Genomic DNA, 23,589 nt, shown 5'->3' on the forward strand with positions numbered 1-23,589 from the left:
GCATTTATCGGGTTCGTCACTATGGGATTTGGATCAATCAGCGCATTTTTTTGGATGCTTGATCATGACGGAGAAGAAGCGCACAAACGGCGGGATTAAGTATTGGTAACGGAGAGATAAGTGGCAATATGGCGCGATAAAGTCAAAGCCGGGTCTATTGCCTGGCTTCTCGAACCGGACGCCGAGAACCTCGCAGTCAGATACCTGGCACTACGTGACCTGACGGGGTTGTCGTATACCGATCCTGAATTGGCGAAAGCAAGGGAAGACGGATTTTCAACCGGCCCCATTGCCAAGGTGCTTGAGGCTCAGCGGCCCGGTGGCTACTGGGTAAAACCAGGTCCGGGATACAGTCCAAAATACACCGGCACAGTCTGGTCGCTGGCACTGTTAGCGCAATTGGGAGCCGATGTGGCAGAACCCCGGGTATTGCGGGCGGTAGAATATGTTCTGGAGAAAACAGTGGCTCCGGTCGGCTGGTTCAGCTACAACGGGACCAATTCAGGATTAATACACTGCCATGCCGGCTATCTTGGCGAATCTATGCAAATGCTCGGGCTCGGGGATGATCCCAGGATGAAAAAGGCGATCGAACTTCAAGCCCGCCTGATTACGGGAGAAGGTATTGCTGAAGGCGGGAGTGATAACCCCCTCAGGTATTACCGGTATACATTCGGGTCAAATTTTGTTTGTGGTGCCAATGGAGGCAAACCCTGCGCCTGGGGCGCAGTAAAAGCAATGAAAGCCATGACCGCGGTCCCGGAGCACGAACGGACCCCAATAATGGTTGAGGCTATCAACAAAGGAATCGCTTTCTTATTGGGAACAGACCTGACAAAATGCAATTATCCATACCGGGAAGGTGGAAAAGTCAGCGCAAACTGGTTGAAATTCGGCTTTCCGAACTTTTATATCTCCGATATGCTGGAGGTGCTTGAAATTCTATCCCGTATTGGCAGGGGCGGTGATCCTCGGCTTCAGAACGTCTGGCAACTGGTGATGGATAAACAGGATGCCGCGGGACGCTGGCCTATGGAGTACTCCTACAACGGCAAGATGGCATCGGATATTGAGGCGAAGGGCAAGCCCAGCAAATGGGTTACGCTGCGGGTGTTGAGGACTTTGAAGGCGGCTTTTCCCAATTAGGCGCACTGCCACTTCCGGCAATCCTGGCAATTTCCGTCGGGCCGCCAATTCGTTGAGACAGTCGGGTGTACGCCGAGCTTGAGAAGGAGTCCCTGCATCAAGCAAACCGGCAATCCGACGACATTCAAATAACAACCTTTGATGTGGGAAACAGGATTGAAGGCTTTGTCCTGAATACCGTAAGCCCCGGCCTTATCCAGCGGACTGCCAGTCTTTACATAATGCTCTATCTCTTCATCCGTGTAGTGCCTCATTGTGACCAGGGTGGTGCTGAAACCGGCTATATCTTCCCCGTTTGCCGCGTCGGTGACGGCGACACCGCTGACGACGCGATGAGTTTTCCCGCGGAGCTTTCGCAGCATCGCCGTCGCTTCTTCCGCTGAACCTGGTTTACCAAGGATTTCATCGCCCGAAACGACGATAGTGTCCGCGGCGATAATGGTGCCGGCGCCATACCGTTCGGCGACGGCCGCGGCTTTGTTTACAGCATGAGCCTTTGCCTGCTCCTCCGGCGACAAACCTTCGGTCAGCGCCTCGGCGATTTCAGACGCGGCCACCTCGAATACAAGCCCCATCGCCGTCAGTACTTCACTGCGCCGAGGCGAAGCTGAAGCGAGCACCAGTTTCTGTCGGGCGTGAAAATTCTTTTCTTTATTCTCGTCGAGTATCAGCGTCGCCAATGTCTCCACGTGGTAGGTCTGGGGAAACAGGTCGACCGGAGATATGTCGTTAACGGCATAAGGTCCGCGGGTCAGCACCCGCAGGTCGCAGGCCAAGGCTTCGGGGTTGCAGGAGACATACACCAGACGCTTCGGCGGGTAGAAGCTAAGGGATTTCAGGACGGCCGGATGACAGCCAGAGCGTGACGGGTCGATGATGATGGCGTCAGCCAGCCGGCCGAGGTGAGGCAGCACCGATTCGGTTTTTGCTTCCAATAGTTCGATGTTTGGGATGTCGCGAACATTGACCCGAGCGTCCTTGACCGCGGCTCCGGACTCCTCGATAGCGATGACCTTCTTAGCGTAGGGCGCAAGCAGAGCGGCGAACGTGCCAACACCGGCGTAAGCGTCAATAATCGTCTCGCTGCCCGACAGTTGCAGCCTGGTGCGGATGAGGTCAGCCAATCTTTCCGCCTGGGGTGTGTTGACCTGGAAGAACGCAGGTGAAGACACCCTGAATTTACGTCCGCTCATAACCTCAAAGTAGTGCGGCTGACCGGTGGTCACAGTAATCTCCGGATTCAGCATCCGCGGCTGGATAAGATAATCGTCGGTGTTGATGCCGTAGCGGATGGAGAACTGGGTGGTTTCGGCGCAGCGGCCGAAAAGAGCAGCCATGAGGCTGTTGATACCCTCAGCCATGATCGGGCACTGATCGATCGGCACGAAACGGCGGCTAACCCGGTTGATAAAACCGATTTGGTTGATACGGCGGCGTACCGTTAACCGGGCGTGGTTGCGGTAGCCGAACTCATCAGGAGAGGCCTGCACCGGTTGGACGCCTGCTGAGTCGAGCCCTTGAGACTTAAGCGCCCGGCGAACCAGTTCTTGCTTGAGTTCAAGCTGGCGGGAATACCTGATATGCTGCCACTGACAGCCGGAGCATTCACCGAATTTTTCACAAACCGCGGACCGCCGGTCGGGTGAAGCTTCAATGACCTTTTCTACGACAGCATCGAGTCCAGTGTGGCTGATGCGGATGACCCTTGCTTCGACCGTCTCCCCAGGTATACCGCCGAAAACCGAGACTCGGAACCCCTGGTATGCCGAAGCAGCCTCGCCGAATTCTCCAATGCCTTCGAGTTTGACCTTAATACTATCGAATTGTTCGACCATCAGACAGTCATGCTACTCGTCGGCTTCTTCAGGACCGCCGCGGCCGGCGCGCTTGCGGTCATGCGCTGACAGCAACTTCTTGCGCAGACGGATGTTTTTGGGCGTAACCTCAACCAGTTCGTCATCCTCGATGAAGTCGAGCGATTCCTCCAGCGACATCTTGACCGGGGTGGTTAGTTTCAGGGCGATGTCGGAAGTTGACGACCGAATGTTGGTCATTTTCTTTTCTTTACAGACATTGACCACCAGGTCGGAGCCTCTGGCGTGCAGTCCGACGATCATCCCCTCGTAAACCTCGGTCATCGGGTCGATGAATGTCAGGCCCCGGGCCTGGGCGTTGTTCAAGCCGTAAGTCACCGCGGTGCCGGCCTGGGCGGCGATGAGCACGCCCGAACGGGTGGTGCCGATCTCACCCTGCCATGGTTCATAGTTAAGGAACAAAGTGTTCATCACGCCGCGGCCGCGTGTGGTGGTCAGGAATCCGCTGCGGAAGCCGATGAGGCCGCGGGTGGGTATATGATATTCCATGCGCACGTTGCCCATGTCGTCATGGTGCATATTGGTCATTCGGCCTTTGCGCTTGGCCAGCATCTCGGTCAGGTCGCCGATGCACTCATCGACAGTGTCAACCGTCAGAGATTCCATCGGCTCCATCACTTTGCCGCCGACCGTCTTGGTTATCGCTTCCGGCTTGGACAACTCCAGCTCGTAACCCTCGCGTCGCATGGTCTCGATGAGGATTGATAAGTGAAGTTCGCCGCGTCCGGAAACCAGGAAGACATCAGGCGAATCCGTATCCTCGACGCGGAGCGATATATTGGTCTCCAGTTCGCGATACAGACGGGCTCGAAGCTGGCGTGAAGTGCAGTATTTACCTTCACGGCCGCCGAACGGTGAAGTATTTACACCAAAGGTCATTTTCACCGTCGGTTCGCCGATGGTGATGCCGGGCAGGGCCTCCGGCTGCTCCGGGCTGGCAATGGTATCGCCGATGCTGACATCTTCCATACCGGTGACCGCCACGATATCGCCTGCTTCGGCTCTTTCGACTTCCAGCCGGCCGAGGCCCATGTGGGTGAAGACCTCGTTCACGGAGTAGCGATGGTCTTCACCATGCTTATCGATTACCACGACCGAGTCCCGGGGCGAGATGCTGCCGCGGTGGATGCGGCCGATGGCAATGCGTCCTTTGTGAGTGGAATAGTCCAGGTTGGAAACCAAAAGCTGCAGCGGGCCTTCTTCGATTTCCGGCGGCGGTATGTTTTTCAGGATACATTCAAAGAGAGGTACCAGGTCGGCACCCACGGCATCAGGATCGGTAGTGGCGTAGCCGCCCCGGGAGGTCGAATAAATGACCGGGTAGTCCAATTGAGAATCCTCGGTCGCCAGCTCCAGGAACAGATCCTGGGTCATCGCCAGAACTTCCTTGATGCGGCGCGTCGGCCGGTCCATCTTGGTGATGACCACTATGGGTTTTAATTTCTTGTCCAGCGCCTGCTTCAGCACGAAGCGCGTCTGGGGCATCGGCCCGTCGACCGAATCGATAAGTAGAAGGCAGCCCTCGGCCATGTTCAAAACACGCTCCACTTCGCCGGAGAAATCGGCGTGGCCGGGAGTGTCGATGATGTTGATCTTGTGGCCTCGGTATTCCACCGCGGTATTCTTGGCCAGAATGGTGATGCCTTTTTCACGCTCGAGGGCGTTGCGGTCCAAGATGAGTTCGCCGACCTCCTGGTTCTCGCGGAAAACGTGGCTCTGTTTCAGCAGCACGTCAACCAGGCTGGTTTTGCCATGGTCAACGTGGGCGATGATGGCTATGTTGCGGATATCGTCGCGGTACTTGGGCACAGAATCTCCTTATAAAACGGCACGGTAGAACACTCGGTGGAACGCAAGAATGACGCTCGTCAGAAGCGTCTAGATTCGGAAGCGGCGGCGCCGCAGCGAGGCAACAGACCGAAGCAGGTACATCTAACATACATTTTAACGTTTATTAGGCAGGATGGCAACCTATCTAGATTGACTACTCAAGACCGCAGTATTAAACTTACCGAGTTCTAGGAGATATATTTGGCGGACAGCACCTCACGTTTAGCCGTTGAAACCTCAAATCTTGTTAAGACCTTCGGTGCCGTAAAGGCTGTTGACGGCATTGATATGGCGGTTGCCGCCGGATCTGTATACGGTTTTCTGGGGCCGAACGGCGCCGGTAAAACTACAACTATCAGAATACTGGCTACCCTTCTGCGCCCAGATTCCGGCGAAGCCAGGATCTTTGGCCATAATGTGGTCAAAGAAGCGGACGAGGTACGTCGGCGGGTCAGCCTCACCGGGCAGTTCGCTTCAGTGGACGAGGATTTAACCGGTCGAGAAAATCTTGTTCTACTGTCTCGCCTTCAAGGTTACAGTTGGTCTCAAGCTAAGAAAAGGGCTTGGCAGCTCTTGGAAGCCTTCAAGCTATCCGAAGCCAGCGAACGTACAGTTAAAACATATTCAGGCGGTATGAGGCGGCGGATAGATATCGCCGCCAGTATTGTCGTGACTCCGGACCTGCTTTTTTTAGATGAACCAACTACCGGCCTGGATCCCCGCAACCGCAACCAGGTTTGGGATATTATACGCTCACTTTCCGGGCATGGCTGCACTATTCTATTAACAACCCAATATCTTGAGGAAGCCGATCAACTGGCTGACCGCATCGCCGTTATCGACAACGGCAAGATTATAGCGGAGGGTACCAGCGGGCAACTCAAAGCCATGGTCGGCACCAGAGTCTTTCATCTCCGACTGGCTGATCCAGGGCGGCGTTCGACCGTCTTCGATATATTGTCGTCGCAACATGGCAGCGCCGTCCGGCTCGAATCTGACGACGCCGAGATTTCCGTCCGTGTGGAAGACGCTGACACGGCAGCCAGGATATTATGGAATCTATCAGAAATCGGTATCGGGACAACCAGTTTTTCTTACGATCAACCCAGCCTGGATGAGGTATTCCTGACGTTGACCGGCCATACTTCTGGCATCGTCCATAACAAGGACCCACAGTAATGAACGACCAGCTTGGATTTCAGCCCAATACCTTGCAGACAGTCATATCAATAAAAGAAAGACCGCCGCGCCTCGCGGCGATTTCAACTGTTCTCGCTTTCAGTTGGCGGGCGCTGCTGAAAATCAAACACGTTCCGGAACAGCTTTTTGATGTTACCGCTTCGCCGGTGATTTTCCTCTTGATGTTTACTTATCTATTCGGCGGCGCCCTAGCCGGTTCTACCGGTGAGTATCTTCAATTCGTCCTGCCGGGTATCCTGGTGATGACGGTAAGTCTGATAACGATATATACAGGGCTGGGGATCAATCAAGATATTAAAAAAGGGGTTTTTGACCGGTTTCGCTCGTTGCCAATCTGGCGGCCCGCGGTTATCGTTGGAGCGCTTCTGGCTGACGCCGCTCGTTACACCATGGCTTCCATGGTGATGATTCTTTTGGGAGTGGTACTCGGCTACCGCCCGGAAGCAGGCTTGCCGGGCGTACTGCTGGCGGTCGGGCTGCTTCTGATTTTTTGCTCGTGCTTGTCCTGGATCTGGATTGCCCTGGGTTTGGTGATGCGGACTCCGGAGTCCCTTATGGGCGTAACCATGATGATTTTGTTCCCTTTGACCTTCGCCAGCAACGTCTTTGTATCGCCTCAGACCATGCCTGGCTGGCTTGAAGCTTTTGTGAATGTCAATCCGATCACCCACCTGGTGACCGCGGTCAGGGGCTTGATGTCCGGGCAGGCTGATGCGGGAGAGACAATTTTGGTATTGGCAGTGAGTCTGGGGCTTCTGGCTGTTTTCGGCCCACTGGCTATCAAAGCTTACCGTAGAAAGCAGTAAAAACCCATCACTCCGGTGTGCCGCCGCTGCCTTTGCCATATAATTGATCAAAGTATTCCGGGTAGAGTTTTTTAGCACAGGCAGGGCAGATGCCATGGGTGAAGTCAGCTTCGGAGTGTTCGGTGATGTAGTTCTCGACAGATTGCCAGAAACCCTTGTCATTGCGGACCTGTTTACAGCTGGCGCAAATTGGTATCAGACCCGAAAGCACTTTAACCTTGTCCAAAGCCTCCTGAAGCTTACGGATAAGCTCCTGCCTCTCCGCTTCAGCTCCGGCTTTATATAAAGCCATTTCCACCGAAGCCCTTAGGTCAGCTTCGTTGAAGGGCTTGGTCAGAAACCCCAGCGGCTCGGCGAGTTTTGCTTGAGCGAGGGTTGCCGGGTCGGCGTATGCGGTCAAATAGACCGCCGGAACCGAGAACCGGCGGCGCAGTTCTCCAGCCGTGGCTATGCCTGAGTGCCCACCTTTAAGGACGATATCCATAAGTACCAGATCAGGTTTAAGTTTTTCCGCAATCCGCAGCGCTTCTTCGCCGGTGGCGGCCACCGCGACTACATCGTACCCCATGCCTTCAAGGCTGCTCCTGATATCTTCCGCGGTGATGGCCTCATCCTCAACCACCATTAACCTGGCTTTAGCCATGATTGGGTCCTCCCTGCTCAAACACGAAACTGAACTCGGTGCCCGCGTCCCTCTTAACAGTCATTTTACCGCCAAGCTGATGTTCGGCCAGCGCCGTAACCAATCTCAAGCCCAGCGAGCGGCCGCCGCGGGCGTCGAAGCCTTCCGGCAGACCGATCCCATTATCTTTGACTGAAAGCGAATAGCGGCTGTTCTCAATTTTCAGCGATACTATAATTTCCCCCCGGCGGCCGTCCGGGAAAGCGTATTTCAAGGAATTTGTAACCAGTTCATTGATGATCAATCCAATCGGCACGGCGGTATCAAGGTCGAAAGCCGCTTCGGTAATCTCCGTGGATATCCTGACTATACCTGGCGACATAGAGTAAGCGTGGCTTAGATTGTGAACAAGTTCCTGAGCATAGTCCCGGATATTGATGTGCGCCAGGTCGGCAGATTCATATAGCTTATTATAGACGAGGGACATGCTCTTGATCCGCTCTTCGCTCTCACGCAGCATCTGGCGTGTGGGTTCGTCGGAGACGAAACGGCTTTGCATCTTAAGCAGACTGGAGATCACCTGCATATTATTCTTGACGCGGTGATGGATTTCCTTGAGTAAAAGTTCTTTTTCTTCTAAAGCCCGCTTGATTCTTGCGGCCGATTTCTTGCTTTCAGTGATATCGCGGGCGATTGAGGAGAATCCGATGACTTTCCCGGCAGTGTCGTTGACTGGGGAAATGGTGACGGCAACATCAATGACGGTTCCATCCTTGTGGTTTCTCAAGGTTTCAAATGAAATGCTCTGGCCTGACCGCTGGATTTGCCCCAGTACGTTATCAATCGAAGTAATATCGCCATCCGGCATCAACAGTTCACTGGTATGGCCGAGCATTTCCTCCGCCGAGTATCCAAAAATCCTCTCCGCGGCTTTGTTCCAGCTGGTTATCCGGCCTGCCAAATCTCGGCCGATCATGGCATCGGCGGAGAACTCAACGATGGTTGCCAGCCTTGATTTCGCCTCCCAGGCTCTTTGCCGTTCGGTTGCGTCGGTAAAAATAGTCGCGAAACCCTGTTGACCCCACGGAGCGATAGAAATATCAAAATAGCGGTCAAGCGGCGGAAAGTAGGTTTCCAAACGTGCCGGTTGCCCCGAGAGAGCTACCTCGGAATATTCAGAAAGGTAAGGCGCTTCTTGAACCCCGTAGGCTTCAGTGGCTGTTTTACCCAATATTGCCTCGCGGTCAATACCCAGTATTCTCTCTAACTGGAGATTGGCATCGATGATCCGGTAGTTTACCGGATGACCGGAATCGTCAAATATCAGGTGGTGAAGCGCGACGCCCTCAGCCATATTGTTATACAGCGACCGCAGGCGCGATTCGCTTTCCTGCAGCGTGGTTTCGATTTTTTTCCGTTCGGTGATGTCTTTGATGATATGGACTGAACCGATGCAGTTTCCGCCGCTTCCCAGGAGCGGCGATGTCGAAACCTCGACATGGCGGCCGAGCGCCGGTTCCGGAAATTCAGCCGTGGCCTGGCGGCACTCAGTCAAAGTGCAAATATGGGGGCACCCGGGTATCGGCTTATCAGTGCCATGGATAATCTCATAGCAGTGCCGGCCAACCAAAGAGCCGCCGGACATGCCGGATAAGGCGGCAAAAGACCGGTTTGCCCTGACGATCCGATGGTCGGCGTCGATGATAGCGATTGCGTCGGTAATCGAATCAAATGTAGTTTCCCAATCTGAGGCGGCTTTTTTCAACTGCGTTTCGAACCGTTTCCGCTCGGTAACCACATCAAAAACGGCAACGAAATATCCGGGTTCCGGACTATACACTGAGATATCAAACCACATATCGAGAACTGGGAGATATGTCTCAAAAGCTTCCGGAATGCCTGTGGCGGCGACTCTACCGTAAATCTCAAGTAATTCCGGATTAGTTTGGCGTATACCCGGAATTACCTCGGTGACCCGTTTTCCTATGACATTCTTAAGCCCGGTCAGCTCGCCAAAGGTATGGTTAACGTTAAGGTAGACAAAATCAACTGGTAAATCATCCTCCAGAATAATGCGGCAATGAGAAAAGCCGTTCAACATATTCTCGAATAGCGAGCGATACAGCTCTTCACTCCTGGTCAGGGCTTGCTCCGCTGCTTTGCCTTCGGTGATATCTTTTAGAAAGATCACGCGATTTCCTTTGGAGCCATGTTCGCCACCCAGGTCTGTGACCCCAGCTTCTAGATGACGGCCAGTGGGCGTCTTGAGGCATAGTCCGGCCGGAGTTGAAATAGTTTCGGCGATGGCAGCAAACCAGGGCGCTTCGCTTATCAGAGCCTCCAGTCGCAGGCCGAGCGAAATCGGTTGGCTTGCCTCAATCATCATCACGGCAGCCCGGTTAAAATCAACGATCCGGTTGTGTTTGTCGATTATCAGCATACCGTCAGGGATGGCGTCCAGGACAACGTTGTAGGCAACCGGCATGATATCCAGCAGGCGCCACCGTAAAATGGCGAAGAGAAACAGCAGGCCGGAAAATGAGAAGGCGACTCTGGTCAGATCGAAGGCGGGCAGAGGATTAATGTCGAAAACGTAAAGAAAACCCATCACCCAGGGCACTATCGCGCCGATAACCACCAGAGCGGTACGCGGTTGGAAATCCTTGTTTGCATTAAAAGCGAAACGGACGACGAGCAGGCTTCCGGCAAGAACGCACAGACTTGTGTAGCCAATATTGGAGAACCAGAACCAGGGTCCATGAATATAGTAAATCAAATTTGAGCCCGCGGGACCCGGTTCGAAGGACGTCCAGATCAGGCTGTGGGCTTCATTGGTGGCGGTCAATATAAGAGTTAAGACGGGTATGATGAATGCCAGGCTGATATTTCGTCTGGTGATCCAGCGCTGCTGCCCGGTGTAAGACAGCGCAAATATGACGAACAACACCGGCACGCTTAAACCGCCGATATACTCCAGTTTTGAAAGGAGAACTTTCACATCGGTGGCTGTTGCCGACACTTCCAACATGCCGAAAAAACACCATATGGAAGCAGCGGCCATCAACCATGAAAGCCAGTAACCGGCGGCTGATTTACGGCGTCGCCAGGCCGCCCCGCCGGCGATGGCGCAAATCACAAAAGATAGGAAGTATACTATGGTGTAGGGAGTAAGGATGAACGCAGGTGAAACAGGCGGCATGGTCAAACCTTCATGCCGGCGGCGGTTGGGTGATATCAGGTTGAGGATCCATTAATCTGCCTAATATTATTCATAGCCCGCCAAACTGTCAATATCCTAACAAGCATGAAAATTGATTATTTCAGGCGCAGCATTGTAGCCCCGTCGCCGCCCTGATCACGCGGGGCGGCGGAGAGCGAGGACACCAGTGGATGCCTGGCTGCCAGTTCACGGACAATGCTTCGCAAAACCCCGGTGCCGTGCCCGTGAATAACACGAACTTCCGGGAGATTGGCGGACGCGGCATCGTCTAGGAATTCGTCAAGCATAGGTGAAACGTCTTCGGCCCTTCTGCCTCGGAGGTCAAGTTCCAGCCTGGCGTTTCGGCCTGAAGAAAAGACCTGGACCGCCGGCCTGGGATCCTTTGATTTCCCGGTCAACCTGGTGACGCCTTCCCTGCCCAGTTTAAAACGCAAAGGGCCGGAAGACACTTCCACCTGGCCGGTTCTCTCATTCTGTGAAAGTACCACCGCTTCGACCTCAGCTTCTTTCAACCAGACACGGTCGCCGGCGGCGATTTGACCTTCGTCTATGTCCGGCTTATCGGAGTCCGTCGCCTGCCAGATGCCCTTTTTCAACCGCTCCCTGACGTCCTCAGACACGTTCCGCGCCAATATGAGAGCCGCTTCCGATTTCTGACGCTCCAAGGCGTTACGGGCCTGCTTCAGGTCTTTTTGAAGCGCTGCCACTTCTTCTATGACATTGTCTCGGGCTTGCCGGATGATGGCCTGTTTTTCTTCTCTATATGTTTTCAGTTCCAACGCTAATGCCCGGTTCTGCTTTTGGAGAAGTTCCTTTTCACGTTCCAGGGATTTTTCAATATCGGTCAGGCGTTTTTTTTCAACCTGCAGTTCAGCCAGAAGTTGTTCCAGCTGCCGGGTGCCTTCAGTCAGCATCGCCTCGGCCTGCCCGATAACCTCGGCTGGAATTCCGAATCTGGCGGCGGTTGCGATGGCGTTGGAGCCGCCGGGCATTCCGAGAGTTAAATGGTATGTTGGAGCCAGCGTTTGCGGGTCGAAATCGAACGAGGCGTTTTGCATACCTGGGGTTACGTGGGCGAATACTTTTAGGTCGGTAAAATGAGACGTCGCCCCGCCGATCACTCCTTTGGCCAGAAGATGCAGCAGGACCGCTCTTGCGATTGCTGAACCTTCCTGGGGATCGGTGCTGGCGCCGAGCTCATCGAGTAGTACCAGACTTTTTTCCTTCAGGTTGTTGAGGATCCGGGCGATATTGCTCATGTGGCCGGAGAAGGTAGACAACGCCGCCTGGACGCTTTGTTCATCGCCGATATCGGCAAAGATGCCCCTGAAAACCGGCAGTCTGGTTTTATCCCCAGCCGGGACAGGCAACCCTGCCTGGGTCATGAGGCACAGCAGGCCAATCATCTTCAGCGCCACCGTTTTGCCGCCGGTGTTGGGGCCGGTGATGACTAAAATAGAGAAATCTTTGCCTAATTCGATGGATAATGGGACCGCCCCGGCTCCCAGCAGCGGGTGACGGGCGGTGTCAAGCCGAATCATCACCGGGTCAGTCGCCGAAGGCTCATAAACCTCTACCTCACGGGCTCCGGCGCGCTTGGCGTATTGGGCTTTAGCCAACGCGAAATCGATTTTGGCTGCGGCGTAAAGGCTATTTTCGATGGCAGGCGCCAGTGCTCCCAGCTGAGCCGAGAGCTCGGTCAGGATACGCTCGATCTCCCGCATCTCCTCGATTTCAAGTTCTTTGAATTCATTGCCGAGATCGAGCGTGGCGAAAGGTTCGACGAAGACTGTGGCGCCTGAATTGGAAACATCGTGGACGATACCCTTAATTTCACCTTTGTGCTCCGCCTTGACCGGGATGGCGAAGCGGCCTTCGCGCTCAGTGATAATGGGTTCCTGGATATAACGGCGGGTATTATCCGACTGGATGAAATCCTGGAGGCGTTCCATGACCTCAGCCCGTTTCGTCCGCAATCGGAGCCGGATGAGGCTCAATCTTTCGGAAGCGTGAGGTAACAGGCTGCCCTCAGGCGAAATGGCTTTGTCCAGGCTCTTTTCCAGATAGGCAAAATCACCGATGTCGGAGGCGGCCTGGTTCAACAGCGGAGTTGAAGCTGCTGTCTCATCCAGTTTGCTCTTCAACCGGCGCAGCAGACCGAGGGATTTACGGATTTCTGCCAGGATTTTCGGCTCCATCACCCGTCCCAGCGCGGCATAATGTGCTGGTTCCGCTATGTCGGACAATCCATGAATGGAGAATCCAGGTTCCAGTTCCAGGAGACGCCGCGCTTCCGCGGATTCGGCCAGGCGGAGCTTGATTTGATCAAGCTCCGCCGACGGCAGCAGTTCAAGAGCCAGGGCGCGGGAAGTCGAGAAAGAACAATAGCCGGAGACGATTTCCCTGATGCGGGGGAATTCGAGGAGGGTCAGATCTTTCTCATGCACGCGCGTATTGTATCACCATAAATAGCCCTGTCGAAACGTCAAGATCCATTGGGCCAGTTATCATAGTACTATATACTGGCCACATCCGGCGTAAACGGTACCAAATGGTGATTATCAAGCTAGCGCCGCTGCGTTAAACTCCTATCTGACTATATCCGAAGCGTGTCGAACCGGTTAACGCTTCGCGTCCTGCCAGGAGGAATATGATGAAAATTCTAAAATTGACGATCATGGCGGTTTTGGCCTTGATCCTCTCAACACCCGCCGCCGCACTAGCCGCGACGCAGCAATACGATGGGGAAAACTTTGTCGGGCAGGACACAATCCTGGTAGCCTTCCGACCCGGCGCAGCGGCCTCCGACATCGCGGCGCTCCACCGCCAGTCCGAAGCTCATGTCGCCGACACTATCCCCGGCATCGGCGTCCATATCCTGTCCTTCAGCCCCGGCAAGGCCGCTGGTATGCTTAAGGTCTACCAGAACAATCCAAACGTCCTCTACGCCGAATATGATTCCACCGCCGTTGCCGACGATGTTCCCAACGATCCCTCGTTTTCCAGCCAGTGGGGTCTGACTAAGGTCAACGCTTCCCAGGCCTGGTCGGTGACCACCGGGTCGAGCGCTGTGGTTATCGCCATCCTGGATACTGGTATTGACATGAACCACCCGGACCTGGCTGGCAAGATCAAAGGCAGCATCAATTTCTCCACCAGCGCTACTGAATCAGACGTCAAGGGGCATGGCACCCATGTCGCCGGCATCGCAGCCGCCATCACCAACAACAGTCTGGGTGTTGCCGGTTTGGGCTACAATGCTTCGCTCCTTAATGTAAAAGTACTTGGCGATGACGGCTACGGCTCCTATTCCGGCATGGCCAAGGGGATCATCTGGGCGGCGGACAACGGCGCCAGTGTCATTAACATGAGCCTGTCCGGCGCTTCCGCCTCCTCGACTCTGGAAAACGCGGTCAATTATGCCTGGAATAAAGGGGTTATCGTCGTTTGTTCCGCTGGAAACAATGCTAATTCAGTACCGGTTTATCCCGGATATTACGCGCAGGCATTCTCGGTGGCCTCAACCGACAGCGCCGACCGTCTTTCTTCATTCTCAAACTTTGGTGATTGGGTGGATGTCGCCGCGCCAGGATCCAGCGTCTATTCCACACTAATGAGCAACGGCTACGGGTATAAAAGCGGGACATCTATGGCAGCTCCGTTCGTTGCTGGCTTAGCCGCGCTGTTAATGGCATCGGCTTCGGATATCAACGGCGATGGCAGAATAAACGATGAGGTTAGGGCAATAATCGTAGCAAATTGTGATGCAATCGGGGTTAACGGGATCGGCGCCGGCCGAATCAACGCCGCAAAAGCTGCCGCCGCTGTTCCCGTACCGCCGCTCGGAGAGGAACCAGCGCCTGAACCTCCACCGGCGCCCACTCCAGAACCGCCCACGGCGCCGGCTCCTGAACAGCCGGTGGTGAAGCCGATGTGGGTGGACGGAATAACCTTCACCGTCAGTGGGAAGAACCTGGTCATCAAAGCCAAGGTTGTTAGTGAAGCCGGTGCTGTTGCCGGGGCAAGTGTTTCGATGGCAATTACCAATGGAAGCCAGTCGTGGCAGTTCAAAGGCACAACTGATAGTGCCGGATTGGTGACTTTCACATTGTCCAAAGCTGTCGCCGGGACATATATAGCCAGTTTAACCATGGTCTCCGCGGATGGATATGAATGGAATGCTCTAAACGGCATAAACCTGGCGTCCCTCATTCTTGCGCCGCCGACTAACGGAAAAAGCAATAAGTGACTAATAGCTGATAGAACAAAGAAGAATCAGGGAGGCCGACCGGCCTCCCTGATTCTTTAGTCTGAATCGTCTTAACTGTTATGGCTTTTTGCCTTTGCCTGGATTGTCCTTGTCTTTCTCATACCCGGGAGTTGGATCAGCCGGTCCTGGATTCTCAACTTCGCCGCCCTGGTTATTGGCATCGTCAAGATCTGACTGGAGATCACCGGTGTTTCCGCTGGCTAGAGCGCTGTTAACTTCACTGATTATATCTCCGGCAGACATTCCAAAGTCATCACCGAAGTACGCAGCGTTCAAGAGGGCGGCTACCGCCTGCCGCAGCAGGGTTTTGGCCCAGCCATACTCACCGGAACCCCCGAAATTCAACGCTTCGAGTAGGGTGCTGTCGCCGAGGCTGCCGAAATTGTCGAGATCGAAAATCCCGCCTAAGGTGTCGCCGGTGGAGTAACCGGTCCACGCAGCAGGATGGGTCTTCCAGAATCCGGGGCTGAGACCCTGGCCGTCACCAGGTTCCTCATCATCACCGCCGCCGCCGCCCGGGATAGTGATGATAACTATCGCATCGTCGGTGCGGGTCTGGAGGGTGTCAGTTTCCGTGAGTGTGACAGTATTAACGAGATTAGACGTACCTTCCGTGGCAACGGAAACATTGGTTATTGTCGCGCTAAAAGTCAAAACTCCGGTATCGGTAAAGGATACCGGGAAAGTCTGAGATGTGTTGTAGGTGAAACCATCCGGAACTGTAACCGCATCAGTCAATGACGCAGATTCATCAACCAGGAAAATGGTCGGCGTGGCTGGCAGGCTGAAATCAGCTTTGGGTTCCGGACCGAAAGCCTCTCCAAGGTGTCCGGAGTGGTTGGTAATGGTCACACGGACGGAATTACGATAGATTGCGCCTTCAATAGGTGTGAATTCGATTAAATAGTCATATGTTCCGGTATCACCGGCAGCTAATTGGGCGGGGGTTATAGTTTGGGTGGCGCCGCCCAGCGGCTGGAACTGTCCGGCTCCGACCTTGTATTCAACTTGGTCAATAAGCATCAGGTTTTCGGTCGCTACCGCACCGCCATTGGTCACGGTAATCGTACCGCGGACGCCATAAACGTTGTTAACCGTTGGGTCACTTCGTGTGGCGGTGACTGTGTAAGTTACATCTTCGCTGTCATCTTTGCCGAGTTCGATTGCCTCGGGGCTGACGGACTTGGTTACGGTCCAATCGTATGTCCAAGTTTGTTCCCAGAAACCGGTTGCCGTTTTGCTGGCGCTCAATGTCGTGCCGCTTTGGCCTTGGTTTTCATTCACCATGGTTCCTGGCTTGGCCAGCGCCGGGATGGCAACACTCATAGCTAAAACCGCCGCTACAGCGGGAATCAGGAATCTCTTTAATGCTTTCATAAAACTCCTCCTTTTTATGAAAATAAAAACCGGCCATATATCCACAGGCCGGTTTCACTACTTGCTCCCCGCTGTCCAAGTGATCCAAATACAGACGGCGGTTCAACGCTTCCTGATCATCAGAATTAATTTAAGACTCTATACTCGGTTGTTCACACCTCCGTTTAGACGCCTGCTATACTAACATCCCCTGAGGGTCATGTACATACGTCAAAATACGTAATTTCCATTCAGATCAGTGGCGCACGATCACTCTCTATAACTGTAAAGCCAAACATGGATTGGGTCAAGATAACCTAAACTTACTAAACCTTACCAGAAGTAGGCATACAAGTAGACATAACAAAATAGGCGGATACTTGGAAGATATTTGCTGAGTCAAAGATATGAAAAGAATGGCGACCCCGATGGGATTCGAACCCACGATCTCCACCGTGACAGGGTGGCATGTTAGACCGCTACACCACGGGGCCGCGCGAAGAAAGAGTGTACCAATTCACGCCTCCGGGTGTCAACAAGTTAGAGGCTGTCTTCCTCCCAATGAATCGGTATCCGGTTCTCCTAACCCCGTCTTGATACACTGAATCTGGCGGGTGTATGATTGGGGCATGCCTAAATTTGAATTTGCCGGTGGCTTCGCATGCTTAGCAATCGGGGTGTTTGCCATAGGTTCAGGGCATCTAGAACCCTGGTCTTTGTTTCTGTTGTTGCTAGGCTTTGGATTAGTGCTAATCGCAACGGGGGTTGAAATCCTACTAAAAATCGGTATCATTTCCGTTTTAGCCTCCTTAATTCCTCTCGCAGTTGGATTACTCGCCGCGTTTGCGAAATGAGCGAAATGACACATGCCACCAAAGCAATTGAAACGATAATTAAAGGATTTTCCATATTGTGTTAGACCCCGATAAAGCCGAATTACTCCACCAACTTACTAATATAGACCACATTAGTTTCAAAGTAGGCGAGAGGTTTTTCAAAGAACTAGACGAACATATATATTGGCTGACAGAGGTCAAAGAAGGCAGAACAACTACGCCGAGTGATTCAATCCCTGATACGGACTGGGGCAACCCCGAAGAAGTTAAAAAATTGAGCCTCATGTTAGACGTAATTCCTTCTTTAGTTGCTCGGATAATTCGTGACAATAATCTGCTTCTACTCCGCTTAGTGGCTCCCCAATTCCTAAACGATGATAAAACATCTCCCGAATCCTCAAATTGAAATAAATGTAAATCTTGAACTTAGTACTAACCATCACATCACCACCCTATCATGATTAGTTACCCGCCTAGTTTTCGGCTTGCTGATAGGCTTTTCCCGTTTCCGATAGGTCACGCTTTCAGGCTTGATAATGACCCTGATTTTCTGGGTCTTGGTGTCTACCACGTCCCGCCAATTGCTGAACGGCGATTTTAGCCCTGATACTTCGGCGGGGGTCTTATCTTCAAGGCTCATATGGGGACGTAAATAGTTGTAAAAGAATATCCAGCCCTGAAGATTCAGATTGGCGGTCTTTAGGCTTTTGAACGTACGGCTTACTTTGTGCTTTTCCTTGAGCGAACTGTTCCACCGCTCAACGACGTTTGTATCTTGCCCTGCCTTGCCCTCAAACGGCTTGCTTGGCATATGACTAGTCTTTTCGCCAAATACTAGGCCGACCATTTCGGGGTAGGCTACATAGCCATCGGTTAAGACTACTTTGGGTGATTTGCCCGCCCGTTCCTTTGCTCGTTCAAAAGCAATTTGAATATCCCTTGCCGTTCGGCTACGGGAAATACGGGTTGCCAAAGCGAATCGTGATTCCTGGTCTATCACAGCAACGCACCAGTACTTTTGACCCGCAATCTTGACCACAGTTTCATCGGCTACCCAAGTATTACCCACGTTTGGCCTATCGTCCTTGACCCCGTTCAAGGCGATTTGGGTGTATTCGGTGACCCACTTGTAAACTCCAGCATCGGTGACAGTCCGCCCTGTCCGTTGTTTGATATAGCCCACAATGTCATTCAATGATGACCCCGTATGGTACATATAGACCGCCGACGCTATATCTTCCGGCTTGAAACGGCCTAACGGCAGACAATCGTTATTAACAAACGACCGCCCACAATTCCGGCAAAGCCACTGCTGGACTTGCCGTTTAGTCCCATTCCGTACCACTTTGGGGCTATGGCAGAACTTACACTCCACATAGTCAACTTTGGCAGACCCTGTTAGTATCTGATTCATAGCGTTTGTTATCTCCTTCACTGCTTCTCTTATTTTCATTGCCGTCTCCGTTCAGGTTTTAGCCTAAACGTATGACGGAGATAAAACCCCTGTCAAGACCTAGTTAGGAATACCCGGTATCCGGGCTGTTGTTTGCCTATATGCCTTGTGCTATAATACCCAAGTTCTTGCGATTACAAGCAAAAATTGGGAGGAACAATACTATCGCTGTCAAAGAAAAGAAGGTCCAGCCGGTTACAGAGCTTTTACGCTCCAGGACTGAGCCGGTCCGCAATTACGAATTGGTAGTCATTTACCGTCCTGAATTGGTGAAAGAGAAGCTTGATGCCGGGCTGGATCACATCGCCAAGCTGGTGGCCGAAAAAGGCGGCTCTATCGCTTCAACCGAGCCGTGGGGCAAACGGAAACTAGCCTATCCCATCAAACACCAGACCGAGGGTATCTATTTCCTGGTGAAGTTCAGTGCCGTATCTTCTCTAACGAAGAAGATCAACAATGACCTTCGTCTTTCAGAAGACGTGCTGCGCCATTTGATTATTTGCCCTGGCAAGTAGGACGTACCCGTCGCGCAGCTGAGGAGACGTATTGATGGTCAGTCTAAACAAGGTCATGATTATCGGTAATGTCGGCGGAGATCCGGAGATGCGGTTTACGCCTAGCGGACATCCGGTGACTTCGTTTCGCGTGGCTGCCACCAGGAGATGGGACTCCCCCGATGGGGAACGCAAAGAAGAAACCGAATGGTTCAGCGTGGTCGCCTGGAACAAGTTGGCTGAGCAGTGCAACCAGCTACTGGCAAAAGGTCGGTTGGTTTATGTCGAAGGCCGTTTGCAGACCCGAACCTGGGATGGTCAGGACGGTCAGAAGCATTATAAGACTGAGGTAATCGCTAGCACCGTCAACCTCTTGGATAAAAAGCCCGCCGCCGCCGACGAAACCAGCAGCGCCGAACCCACCGGTGATATTACGCCGGAAGATATTCCCTTTTAATAAGTAAAATTACAGATCGGATATAGGAGTAAATAATTGGTAACTTCACGTGATTCAGGCGCTCGGCCTCAGGGACGTCCGGGCGGGCGTTTTGGCGGTCGCGGCCGTTTTCAGCAGCGGCGTAAAGTGTGTGCTTTTTGCGCCGATAAGAACATCATTATTGATTACAAAGATACAGCCAGGCTTTCGCGGTACATCTCCGAGCGCGCCAAGATCGATCCGCGCCGCCGCAGCGGTACCTGTGCTAGGCACCAGCGGGCATTGTCAGAAGCCATCAAGCAAGCTCGGATCATAGCCTTGCTGCCGTTCGTCCCGGAGCATATCAGAAAATCCGGCACCTCCTGGATGATGAGCCCTTCAGCGCCGAAAGCAGCCGAAGCCGCGCCGGAAGCTAAGACAGAAAACGCCGCTCCGGTGGTGGCTGCGACAACCGAAAACCCGGCAACGGCGTAAACCACTCCTGAACATCAAGTGAGGATATAAAGTGCCCAAAAGGACTTATCAACCGAAAAAGATTCCCCGCAAACGGGAACATGGTTTTCTTGCCCGAATGTCTAGTCGGGGCGGCCGCGATGTGCTGAAGTCGCGCCGGGCTAAAGGCCGTAAAAGGTTAATTGTCGTCTAGCTTCCACCTTTCTCCGGTAATAGCTGGCGGAGGGTGCATGGTCCGTGAAACACGCCTTAGAAGACGGGAAGATTTTCAGAGGGTGCTGTCCGCCGGGCGATCCAAATCTGACTCATTGCTGATACTTAAAACCGCGCCGGGCAGCACAGAGTCAAGCCGTATCGGTATCGTAACCAGTAAAAAGCTCGGTTGCGCCGTAGTCCGAAATCGAGTTCGCCGGCGGCTTCGGGAAATATTGCGGAAGGCTGAGATCAAAAACAGCATCGACGCAGTATTTATCGCGAGATCATCTGCCGCTTCTGTGCCTTATGCCGAGCTGGAGGCCAGTGCCTGTAATCTGATGAAGCGGGTTGGGCTGGTTAGCAGTTGACGATGAAAAAAGTGGCCCTGGGATTGATCAGGCTGTATCAGAACAGCCTTTCAAAGGTATTACCTCCGTCTTGCCGTTTTCAGCCAACCTGCTCACAATATACCTTTGAAGCTATTGAACGGTTTGGCTTTGTCAAAGGCGTTTGGTTGGGCCTGAAACGTTTGGGGCGCTGCCATCCTTTTAACAAAGGCGGTTACGATCCGGTGCCGGATCACGCTTGAAGGAGACTAGGTTGCGGAATATTTGGAAAATCGGTTTTATTATTGCCTTAATAACCGCGCTGGCTGTCGGCGGCAGCGGATGCACCGGAGGGCAGAGAGCCCTGGGTTGGAGCGGGGTGACTCTAGCCGGCAACGAATTATATTGCGGAACCACCGATGGCCGGCTGATCTCGCTCAATTCCAGCACCGGGACGGTTCGCTGGCAGGTGAATCTGGAAAACGCTACCGGTATTTACGGTTCTCCGCTCGTCGTCGGTGATACCGTTTATGTGACTTCATACGGAGGCAGGGTATTTGCTGTCAACGCCGCCAGCGGAGCTCTCAAATGGTCGTCGCCGACGCCCGAAGAAGTAAAATTGCCGGACGCGATTATCAGCGGGCTGGCTGAAAGCAACGGGCGTCTTTTCTACGGCAGCACCGAAGGATCGGTATATGCCATCAACTCAGCCGACGGCAAGGTTGTCTGGAGTTTCAAAAACGGCGATAAAATTTGGGCGACGCCTCTGGTTCACAAAGGCGTGGTATATATCGGTTCGTTTGATAAAAAAGTCTACGCCATCTCAGAAACCGACGGGCGGGAGTTATGGGTTTTTGAGGCTGGAGGCGTCTTTACTTCAGCCCCGGTTATTTTTAACGATACGCTGATTATCGGCTCACTTGACCGTAATCTCTATTGCTTGGACAGCGCTTCCGGAGCCGAGTTATGGCGCTTCTCCGCCGGCAAGTGGTTCTGGGGCAGCCCAGCAGTCCTTGGAGGTCAAATTTACGCGCCAAACACCGACGGGAGCGTTTATGTTCTCGGCGGTGGGACGGGTCAGTTGATTCAGGAACATGACTTCGGAAGCCCGTTTGCCGCTTCGCCGTCCATTGCGAATGGCCAGTTAGTAGTAGCGGCCGCTGAGGATGGGAAAATCGTTGTTATCGACGATGGTTCACAGCAGACCCGGGAACTTGCCATACTGGATACTACGATCAGAGCGCCGCTGGCTTCTTCCGGCGAAATCGTCTTTATTCACAGCCAGACCAACGAAACAATTTTCGCTGTTAACGCATTGACCGGCGCCCGTGTATGGGAATACCGGGTGTCCTGAAGAGGTAATTGAGTGAGTATTGGAGATATCTGGGATCTAATAATTCTTGACCCGTTGATCAACGGGATGATCTGGCTTTCCAGTATCCTTTTCAACAATTTCGGTTTGACGGTTATCGTCCTGACCGCCGTTATTTTCGCGGTGATGTATCCCTTGACGATGAAGCAAATGCGCGCGGCCAAGGCGATGCAGGAGTTGCAGCCGAAACTCCAGGCTCTTCAAAAGAAATACGCCAAAGACAGGCAAAAGCTCGCTCAAGAGCAGATGCAGCTGATGCGGGAGTCTGGCGCCAGCGCCACCGGCTGCCTTGTGCCGATGCTTATACAGATGCCGATCTGGATAGCTTTGTATCAGGCTATTATCAGGGTGCTAGCGGTAACGCCCGAAGATTTCCTGAGCCTTTCCAGGCATTTATACGACTGGGCTGTGGTCTATGAGACCCTCCCGCTGAACAGTACCTTTCTTTGGATAGACCTCTCCACCCCGGATTACATTCTGGCGCTTCTCGTGGGCGCGGTGATGCTCTTGCAGCAGAAAATGACCACGCCTCAGTCTGCAGATCCAAAGGTTGCGGCGCAGGGCAAAATGATGCTCTTCATGATGCCCGCGATGTTTGTTTTCATTTCGATTACTTTCCCGGCCGGCCTGGCGCTGTACTGGCTGACATCGAGTATATTGAGGGTTGTGGTCCAGTTCTTCGCCACCGGTCCCGGCGAGCTGAAGCCCTGGTTTCAGGGTTTAATGAGCAGGCTGGAGCGGGACCGCGGATACAAAGACCGTGTTTCGAAAAATGAAAAATCACCTGAATCAGCCACGCCAAAAGTGGTGGTTGAGCAGGCTGAGGAGATTGTGAATGAAGGAAATCGAGGTAAGGGGGCGGACGGTGGAAGAGGCGGTAACCCGCGGCCTGGAACGACTAAAAGTCAGCCGGGAAGAGGTGGAGATCGACGTCGTAAACGAAGGTAGCCACGGACTTTTCGGTATCCGGACTGAAGAGGCCATTGTGGTGGTAAGGACCAGACAACCCGCGGCACCGGTTTCGGCCACCCGTGCCGCCGATGCCGTAGCCGTTACCACGCGGATCATTCAAGATCTGATAGACCACATGGATCTCGATGCCGGCGTTGAGTACTTGCCGGATGCGATGGTCACTGAAGAAACGGGAAATGAATCGGGAATGGTTTTTGATATTCTCGGTGAAGATCTGGGCCTGCTTATAGGCCGCCACGGTCAGACCCTGGCAAATTTCCAGTATCTGGTCAGAATCCTGGTGGCTCAACGTATTGGAGACTATTTACCGATCGTGGTGGACGTTAACGGCTACCGACAAAGGCGTTTTAAGTCCCTTGAAGTGTTAGCTCGGCGGACGGCGGAGCAGGTGCGCCAGCGCCGGATGCCGTACTCGCTGGACCCAATGCCGCCTTTTGAGAGGCGCATTATTCACATGGTGCTGGCCGGTGATCCCGAAGTGACCACTCAGAGCGTAGGTTTTGGGGAAGAGCGAAAAGTTGTTGTTGTCCCCCGGGAAGAATCTCTAAAATAGAAGTTGTTATCCATTTGGCTTGTTTCTTGAACGCAGCTTTATCCTGTGATATGCTTCCTGTCAACAGCGTTGACGGAGAAGAGTAAGCCCGGCGCTTTCCATCAGCGAGCCTGATACGGTGCGAGCAGGCTGGAAATAGGGCGGAAAATCCCTCCTGAGCTTCCAGGCGAAAGTC

The 23,589-nt window shown here is 53.3% G+C and carries 21 protein-coding genes, 1 tRNA gene, 1 riboswitch and 1 other annotated feature (1 of these 24 only partly in view); of the genes, 14 read left to right on the plus strand and 8 right to left on the minus strand.

The window, feature by feature from the left end; translation table 11 throughout:
• Positions 1-120 precede the first annotated feature (120 nt).
• On the plus strand, positions 121-1,146 hold the full coding sequence (locus ABV300_RS05075; RefSeq protein WP_353713824.1) for a nitrogen fixation protein NifH: 1,026 nt from the start codon (positions 121-123) through the stop codon (positions 1,144-1,146).
• Here ABV300_RS05075 and ABV300_RS05080 read toward each other — a convergent pair.
• Entirely contained in the window at positions 1,143-2,981 is a 1,839-nt protein-coding gene (locus ABV300_RS05080; RefSeq protein ID WP_353713825.1) for a Maf family nucleotide pyrophosphatase, read from the minus strand. The two genes, ABV300_RS05075 and ABV300_RS05080, sit on opposite strands and share 4 nt — an antisense overlap.
• Before the next feature lie 12 nt (positions 2,982-2,993).
• Entirely contained in the window at positions 2,994-4,829 is a 1,836-nt protein-coding gene (typA, locus tag ABV300_RS05085) for a translational GTPase TypA (RefSeq protein ID WP_353713826.1), read from the minus strand.
• 222 nt (positions 4,830-5,051) lie between these two features.
• On the opposite strand from typA, the gene ABV300_RS05090 reads away from it, so the two are divergent.
• Positions 5,052-6,029 (plus strand): ATP-binding cassette domain-containing protein, encoded by a 978-nt coding sequence (locus ABV300_RS05090; RefSeq protein WP_353713827.1) that lies wholly within the window; start codon positions 5,052-5,054, stop codon positions 6,027-6,029.
• Complete coding sequence (locus tag ABV300_RS05095; protein ID WP_353713828.1) at positions 6,029-6,856, plus strand: ABC transporter permease; 828 nt, start codon at positions 6,029-6,031, stop codon at positions 6,854-6,856. The genes ABV300_RS05090 and ABV300_RS05095 overlap by 1 nt, the downstream gene beginning before the upstream one ends.
• Positions 6,857-6,863: 7 nt before the next feature.
• Here ABV300_RS05095 and ABV300_RS05100 read toward each other — a convergent pair whose 3' ends face one another.
• From ABV300_RS05100 to ABV300_RS05110, 3 genes are all read right to left on the minus strand, one after another.
• Positions 6,864-7,499 (minus strand): response regulator, encoded by a 636-nt coding sequence (locus ABV300_RS05100; RefSeq protein WP_353713829.1) that lies wholly within the window; start codon positions 7,497-7,499, stop codon positions 6,864-6,866.
• The gene (locus ABV300_RS05105) at positions 7,492-10,677 is read right to left on the minus strand and encodes a histidine kinase N-terminal 7TM domain-containing protein (RefSeq protein WP_353713830.1); all 3,186 of its coding nucleotides are present in this window, start codon (positions 10,675-10,677) and stop codon (positions 7,492-7,494) included. The genes ABV300_RS05100 and ABV300_RS05105 overlap by 8 nt, the downstream gene beginning before the upstream one ends.
• A 116-nt stretch (positions 10,678-10,793) precedes the next feature.
• Complete coding sequence (locus ABV300_RS05110; RefSeq protein ID WP_353713831.1) at positions 10,794-13,145, minus strand: endonuclease MutS2; 2,352 nt, start codon at positions 13,143-13,145, stop codon at positions 10,794-10,796.
• 203 nt (positions 13,146-13,348) lie between these two features.
• Here ABV300_RS05110 and ABV300_RS05115 point away from each other — a divergent pair, with 203 nt between their 5' ends.
• The gene (locus ABV300_RS05115; RefSeq protein ID WP_353713832.1) at positions 13,349-14,947 is read left to right on the plus strand and encodes a S8 family peptidase; all 1,599 of its coding nucleotides are present in this window, start codon (positions 13,349-13,351) and stop codon (positions 14,945-14,947) included.
• Positions 14,948-15,025: 78 nt separating this feature from the next.
• Here ABV300_RS05115 and ABV300_RS05120 read toward each other — a convergent pair whose 3' ends face one another.
• Positions 15,026-16,345 carry a hypothetical protein gene (locus tag ABV300_RS05120; RefSeq protein WP_353713833.1) on the minus strand — a complete coding sequence of 440 codons (1,320 nt, stop codon included), beginning with the start codon at positions 16,343-16,345 and terminating at the stop codon, positions 15,026-15,028.
• Positions 16,346-16,383: 38 nt separating this feature from the next.
• Positions 16,384-16,467: riboswitch (cyclic di-GMP riboswitch) on the minus strand.
• Between the two features lie 274 nt (positions 16,468-16,741).
• Positions 16,742-16,818, minus strand: a tRNA-Asp gene (locus tag ABV300_RS05125).
• Between the two features lie 135 nt (positions 16,819-16,953).
• Between ABV300_RS05125 and ABV300_RS05130 the strand changes: the two genes are divergently transcribed.
• A complete protein-coding gene (locus ABV300_RS05130) occupies positions 16,954-17,178 on the plus strand; it encodes a hypothetical protein (protein ID WP_353713834.1) in 225 nt (74 codons plus the stop codon).
• A 421-nt stretch (positions 17,179-17,599) separates the two neighbouring features.
• Here ABV300_RS05130 and ABV300_RS05135 read toward each other — a convergent pair whose 3' ends face one another.
• Positions 17,600-18,355, minus strand: a complete 756-nt coding sequence (locus tag ABV300_RS05135; RefSeq protein ID WP_353713835.1) for a DDE-type integrase/transposase/recombinase — start codon at positions 18,353-18,355, stop codon at positions 17,600-17,602.
• Positions 18,356-18,777: 422 nt separating this feature from the next.
• Between ABV300_RS05135 and rpsF the strand changes: the two genes are divergently transcribed.
• From rpsF to jag, 9 genes are all read left to right on the plus strand, one after another.
• Entirely contained in the window at positions 18,778-19,128 is a 351-nt protein-coding gene (rpsF, locus tag ABV300_RS05140; RefSeq protein WP_058440066.1) for a 30S ribosomal protein S6, read from the plus strand.
• 34 nt (positions 19,129-19,162) lie between these two features.
• Positions 19,163-19,564 (plus strand): single-stranded DNA-binding protein, encoded by a 402-nt coding sequence (locus ABV300_RS05145; protein ID WP_353713836.1) that lies wholly within the window; start codon positions 19,163-19,165, stop codon positions 19,562-19,564.
• Between the two features lie 36 nt (positions 19,565-19,600).
• On the plus strand, positions 19,601-20,017 hold the full coding sequence (gene rpsR / locus ABV300_RS05150; protein WP_353713837.1) for a 30S ribosomal protein S18: 417 nt from the start codon (positions 19,601-19,603) through the stop codon (positions 20,015-20,017).
• A gap of 31 nt (positions 20,018-20,048) precedes the next feature.
• Positions 20,049-20,189, plus strand: coding sequence for a 50S ribosomal protein L34 (gene rpmH / locus ABV300_RS05155; RefSeq protein WP_058439418.1), 141 nt, complete (start codon positions 20,049-20,051; stop codon positions 20,187-20,189).
• A gap of 37 nt (positions 20,190-20,226) precedes the next feature.
• Entirely contained in the window at positions 20,227-20,559 is a 333-nt protein-coding gene (gene rnpA / locus ABV300_RS05160; protein WP_353713838.1) for a ribonuclease P protein component, read from the plus strand.
• A gap of 2 nt (positions 20,560-20,561) precedes the next feature.
• Entirely contained in the window at positions 20,562-20,780 is a 219-nt protein-coding gene (gene yidD, locus ABV300_RS05165) for a membrane protein insertion efficiency factor YidD (protein ID WP_353713839.1), read from the plus strand.
• 11 nt (positions 20,781-20,791) lie between these two features.
• Positions 20,792-21,871 carry a PQQ-binding-like beta-propeller repeat protein gene (locus ABV300_RS05170; RefSeq protein WP_353713840.1) on the plus strand — a complete coding sequence of 360 codons (1,080 nt, stop codon included), beginning with the start codon at positions 20,792-20,794 and terminating at the stop codon, positions 21,869-21,871.
• Between the two features lie 105 nt (positions 21,872-21,976).
• Entirely contained in the window at positions 21,977-22,837 is an 861-nt protein-coding gene (locus ABV300_RS05175; RefSeq protein ID WP_353713841.1) for a YidC/Oxa1 family membrane protein insertase, read from the plus strand.
• The gene (jag, locus tag ABV300_RS05180) at positions 22,725-23,414 is read left to right on the plus strand and encodes an RNA-binding cell elongation regulator Jag/EloR (protein ID WP_353713842.1); all 690 of its coding nucleotides are present in this window, start codon (positions 22,725-22,727) and stop codon (positions 23,412-23,414) included. Before ABV300_RS05175 ends, jag begins: the two co-directional genes overlap by 113 nt.
• A gap of 60 nt (positions 23,415-23,474) precedes the next feature.
• Positions 23,475-23,589, plus strand: a binding site (T-box leader) (it continues 129 nt past the right edge of the window).

The sequence above is a fragment of the Dehalogenimonas sp. 4OHTPN genome (assembly GCF_040448695.1).
Lineage (GTDB): Bacteria > Chloroflexota > Dehalococcoidia > Dehalococcoidales > Dehalococcoidaceae > Dehalogenimonas.

Bases quoted from the DNA above. Each gene is read 5' to 3' on its own strand.
- ABV300_RS05115 (WP_353713832.1), top strand. From the start codon at position 13,349: ATGATGAAAATTCTAAAATTGACGATCATGGCGGTTTTGGCCTTGATC.
- jag (WP_353713842.1), top strand. From the start codon at position 22,725: ATGAAGGAAATCGAGGTAAGGGGGCGGACGGTGGAAGAGGCGGTAACC.
- ABV300_RS05080 (WP_353713825.1), bottom strand. From the start codon at position 2,981: ATGGTCGAACAATTCGATAGTATTAAGGTCAAACTCGAAGGCATTGGA.
- ABV300_RS05120 (WP_353713833.1), bottom strand. From the start codon at position 16,345: ATGAAAGCATTAAAGAGATTCCTGATTCCCGCTGTAGCGGCGGTTTTA.
- ABV300_RS05095 (WP_353713828.1), top strand. From the start codon at position 6,029: ATGAACGACCAGCTTGGATTTCAGCCCAATACCTTGCAGACAGTCATA.
- rnpA (WP_353713838.1), top strand. From the start codon at position 20,227: ATGGTCCGTGAAACACGCCTTAGAAGACGGGAAGATTTTCAGAGGGTG.
- yidD (WP_353713839.1), top strand. From the start codon at position 20,562: ATGAAAAAAGTGGCCCTGGGATTGATCAGGCTGTATCAGAACAGCCTT.
- ABV300_RS05105 (WP_353713830.1), bottom strand. From the start codon at position 10,677: ATGCCGCCTGTTTCACCTGCGTTCATCCTTACTCCCTACACCATAGTA.
- ABV300_RS05100 (WP_353713829.1), bottom strand. From the start codon at position 7,499: ATGGCTAAAGCCAGGTTAATGGTGGTTGAGGATGAGGCCATCACCGCG.
- ABV300_RS05145 (WP_353713836.1), top strand. From the start codon at position 19,163: ATGGTCAGTCTAAACAAGGTCATGATTATCGGTAATGTCGGCGGAGAT.
- ABV300_RS05130 (WP_353713834.1), top strand. From the start codon at position 16,954: ATGCCTAAATTTGAATTTGCCGGTGGCTTCGCATGCTTAGCAATCGGG.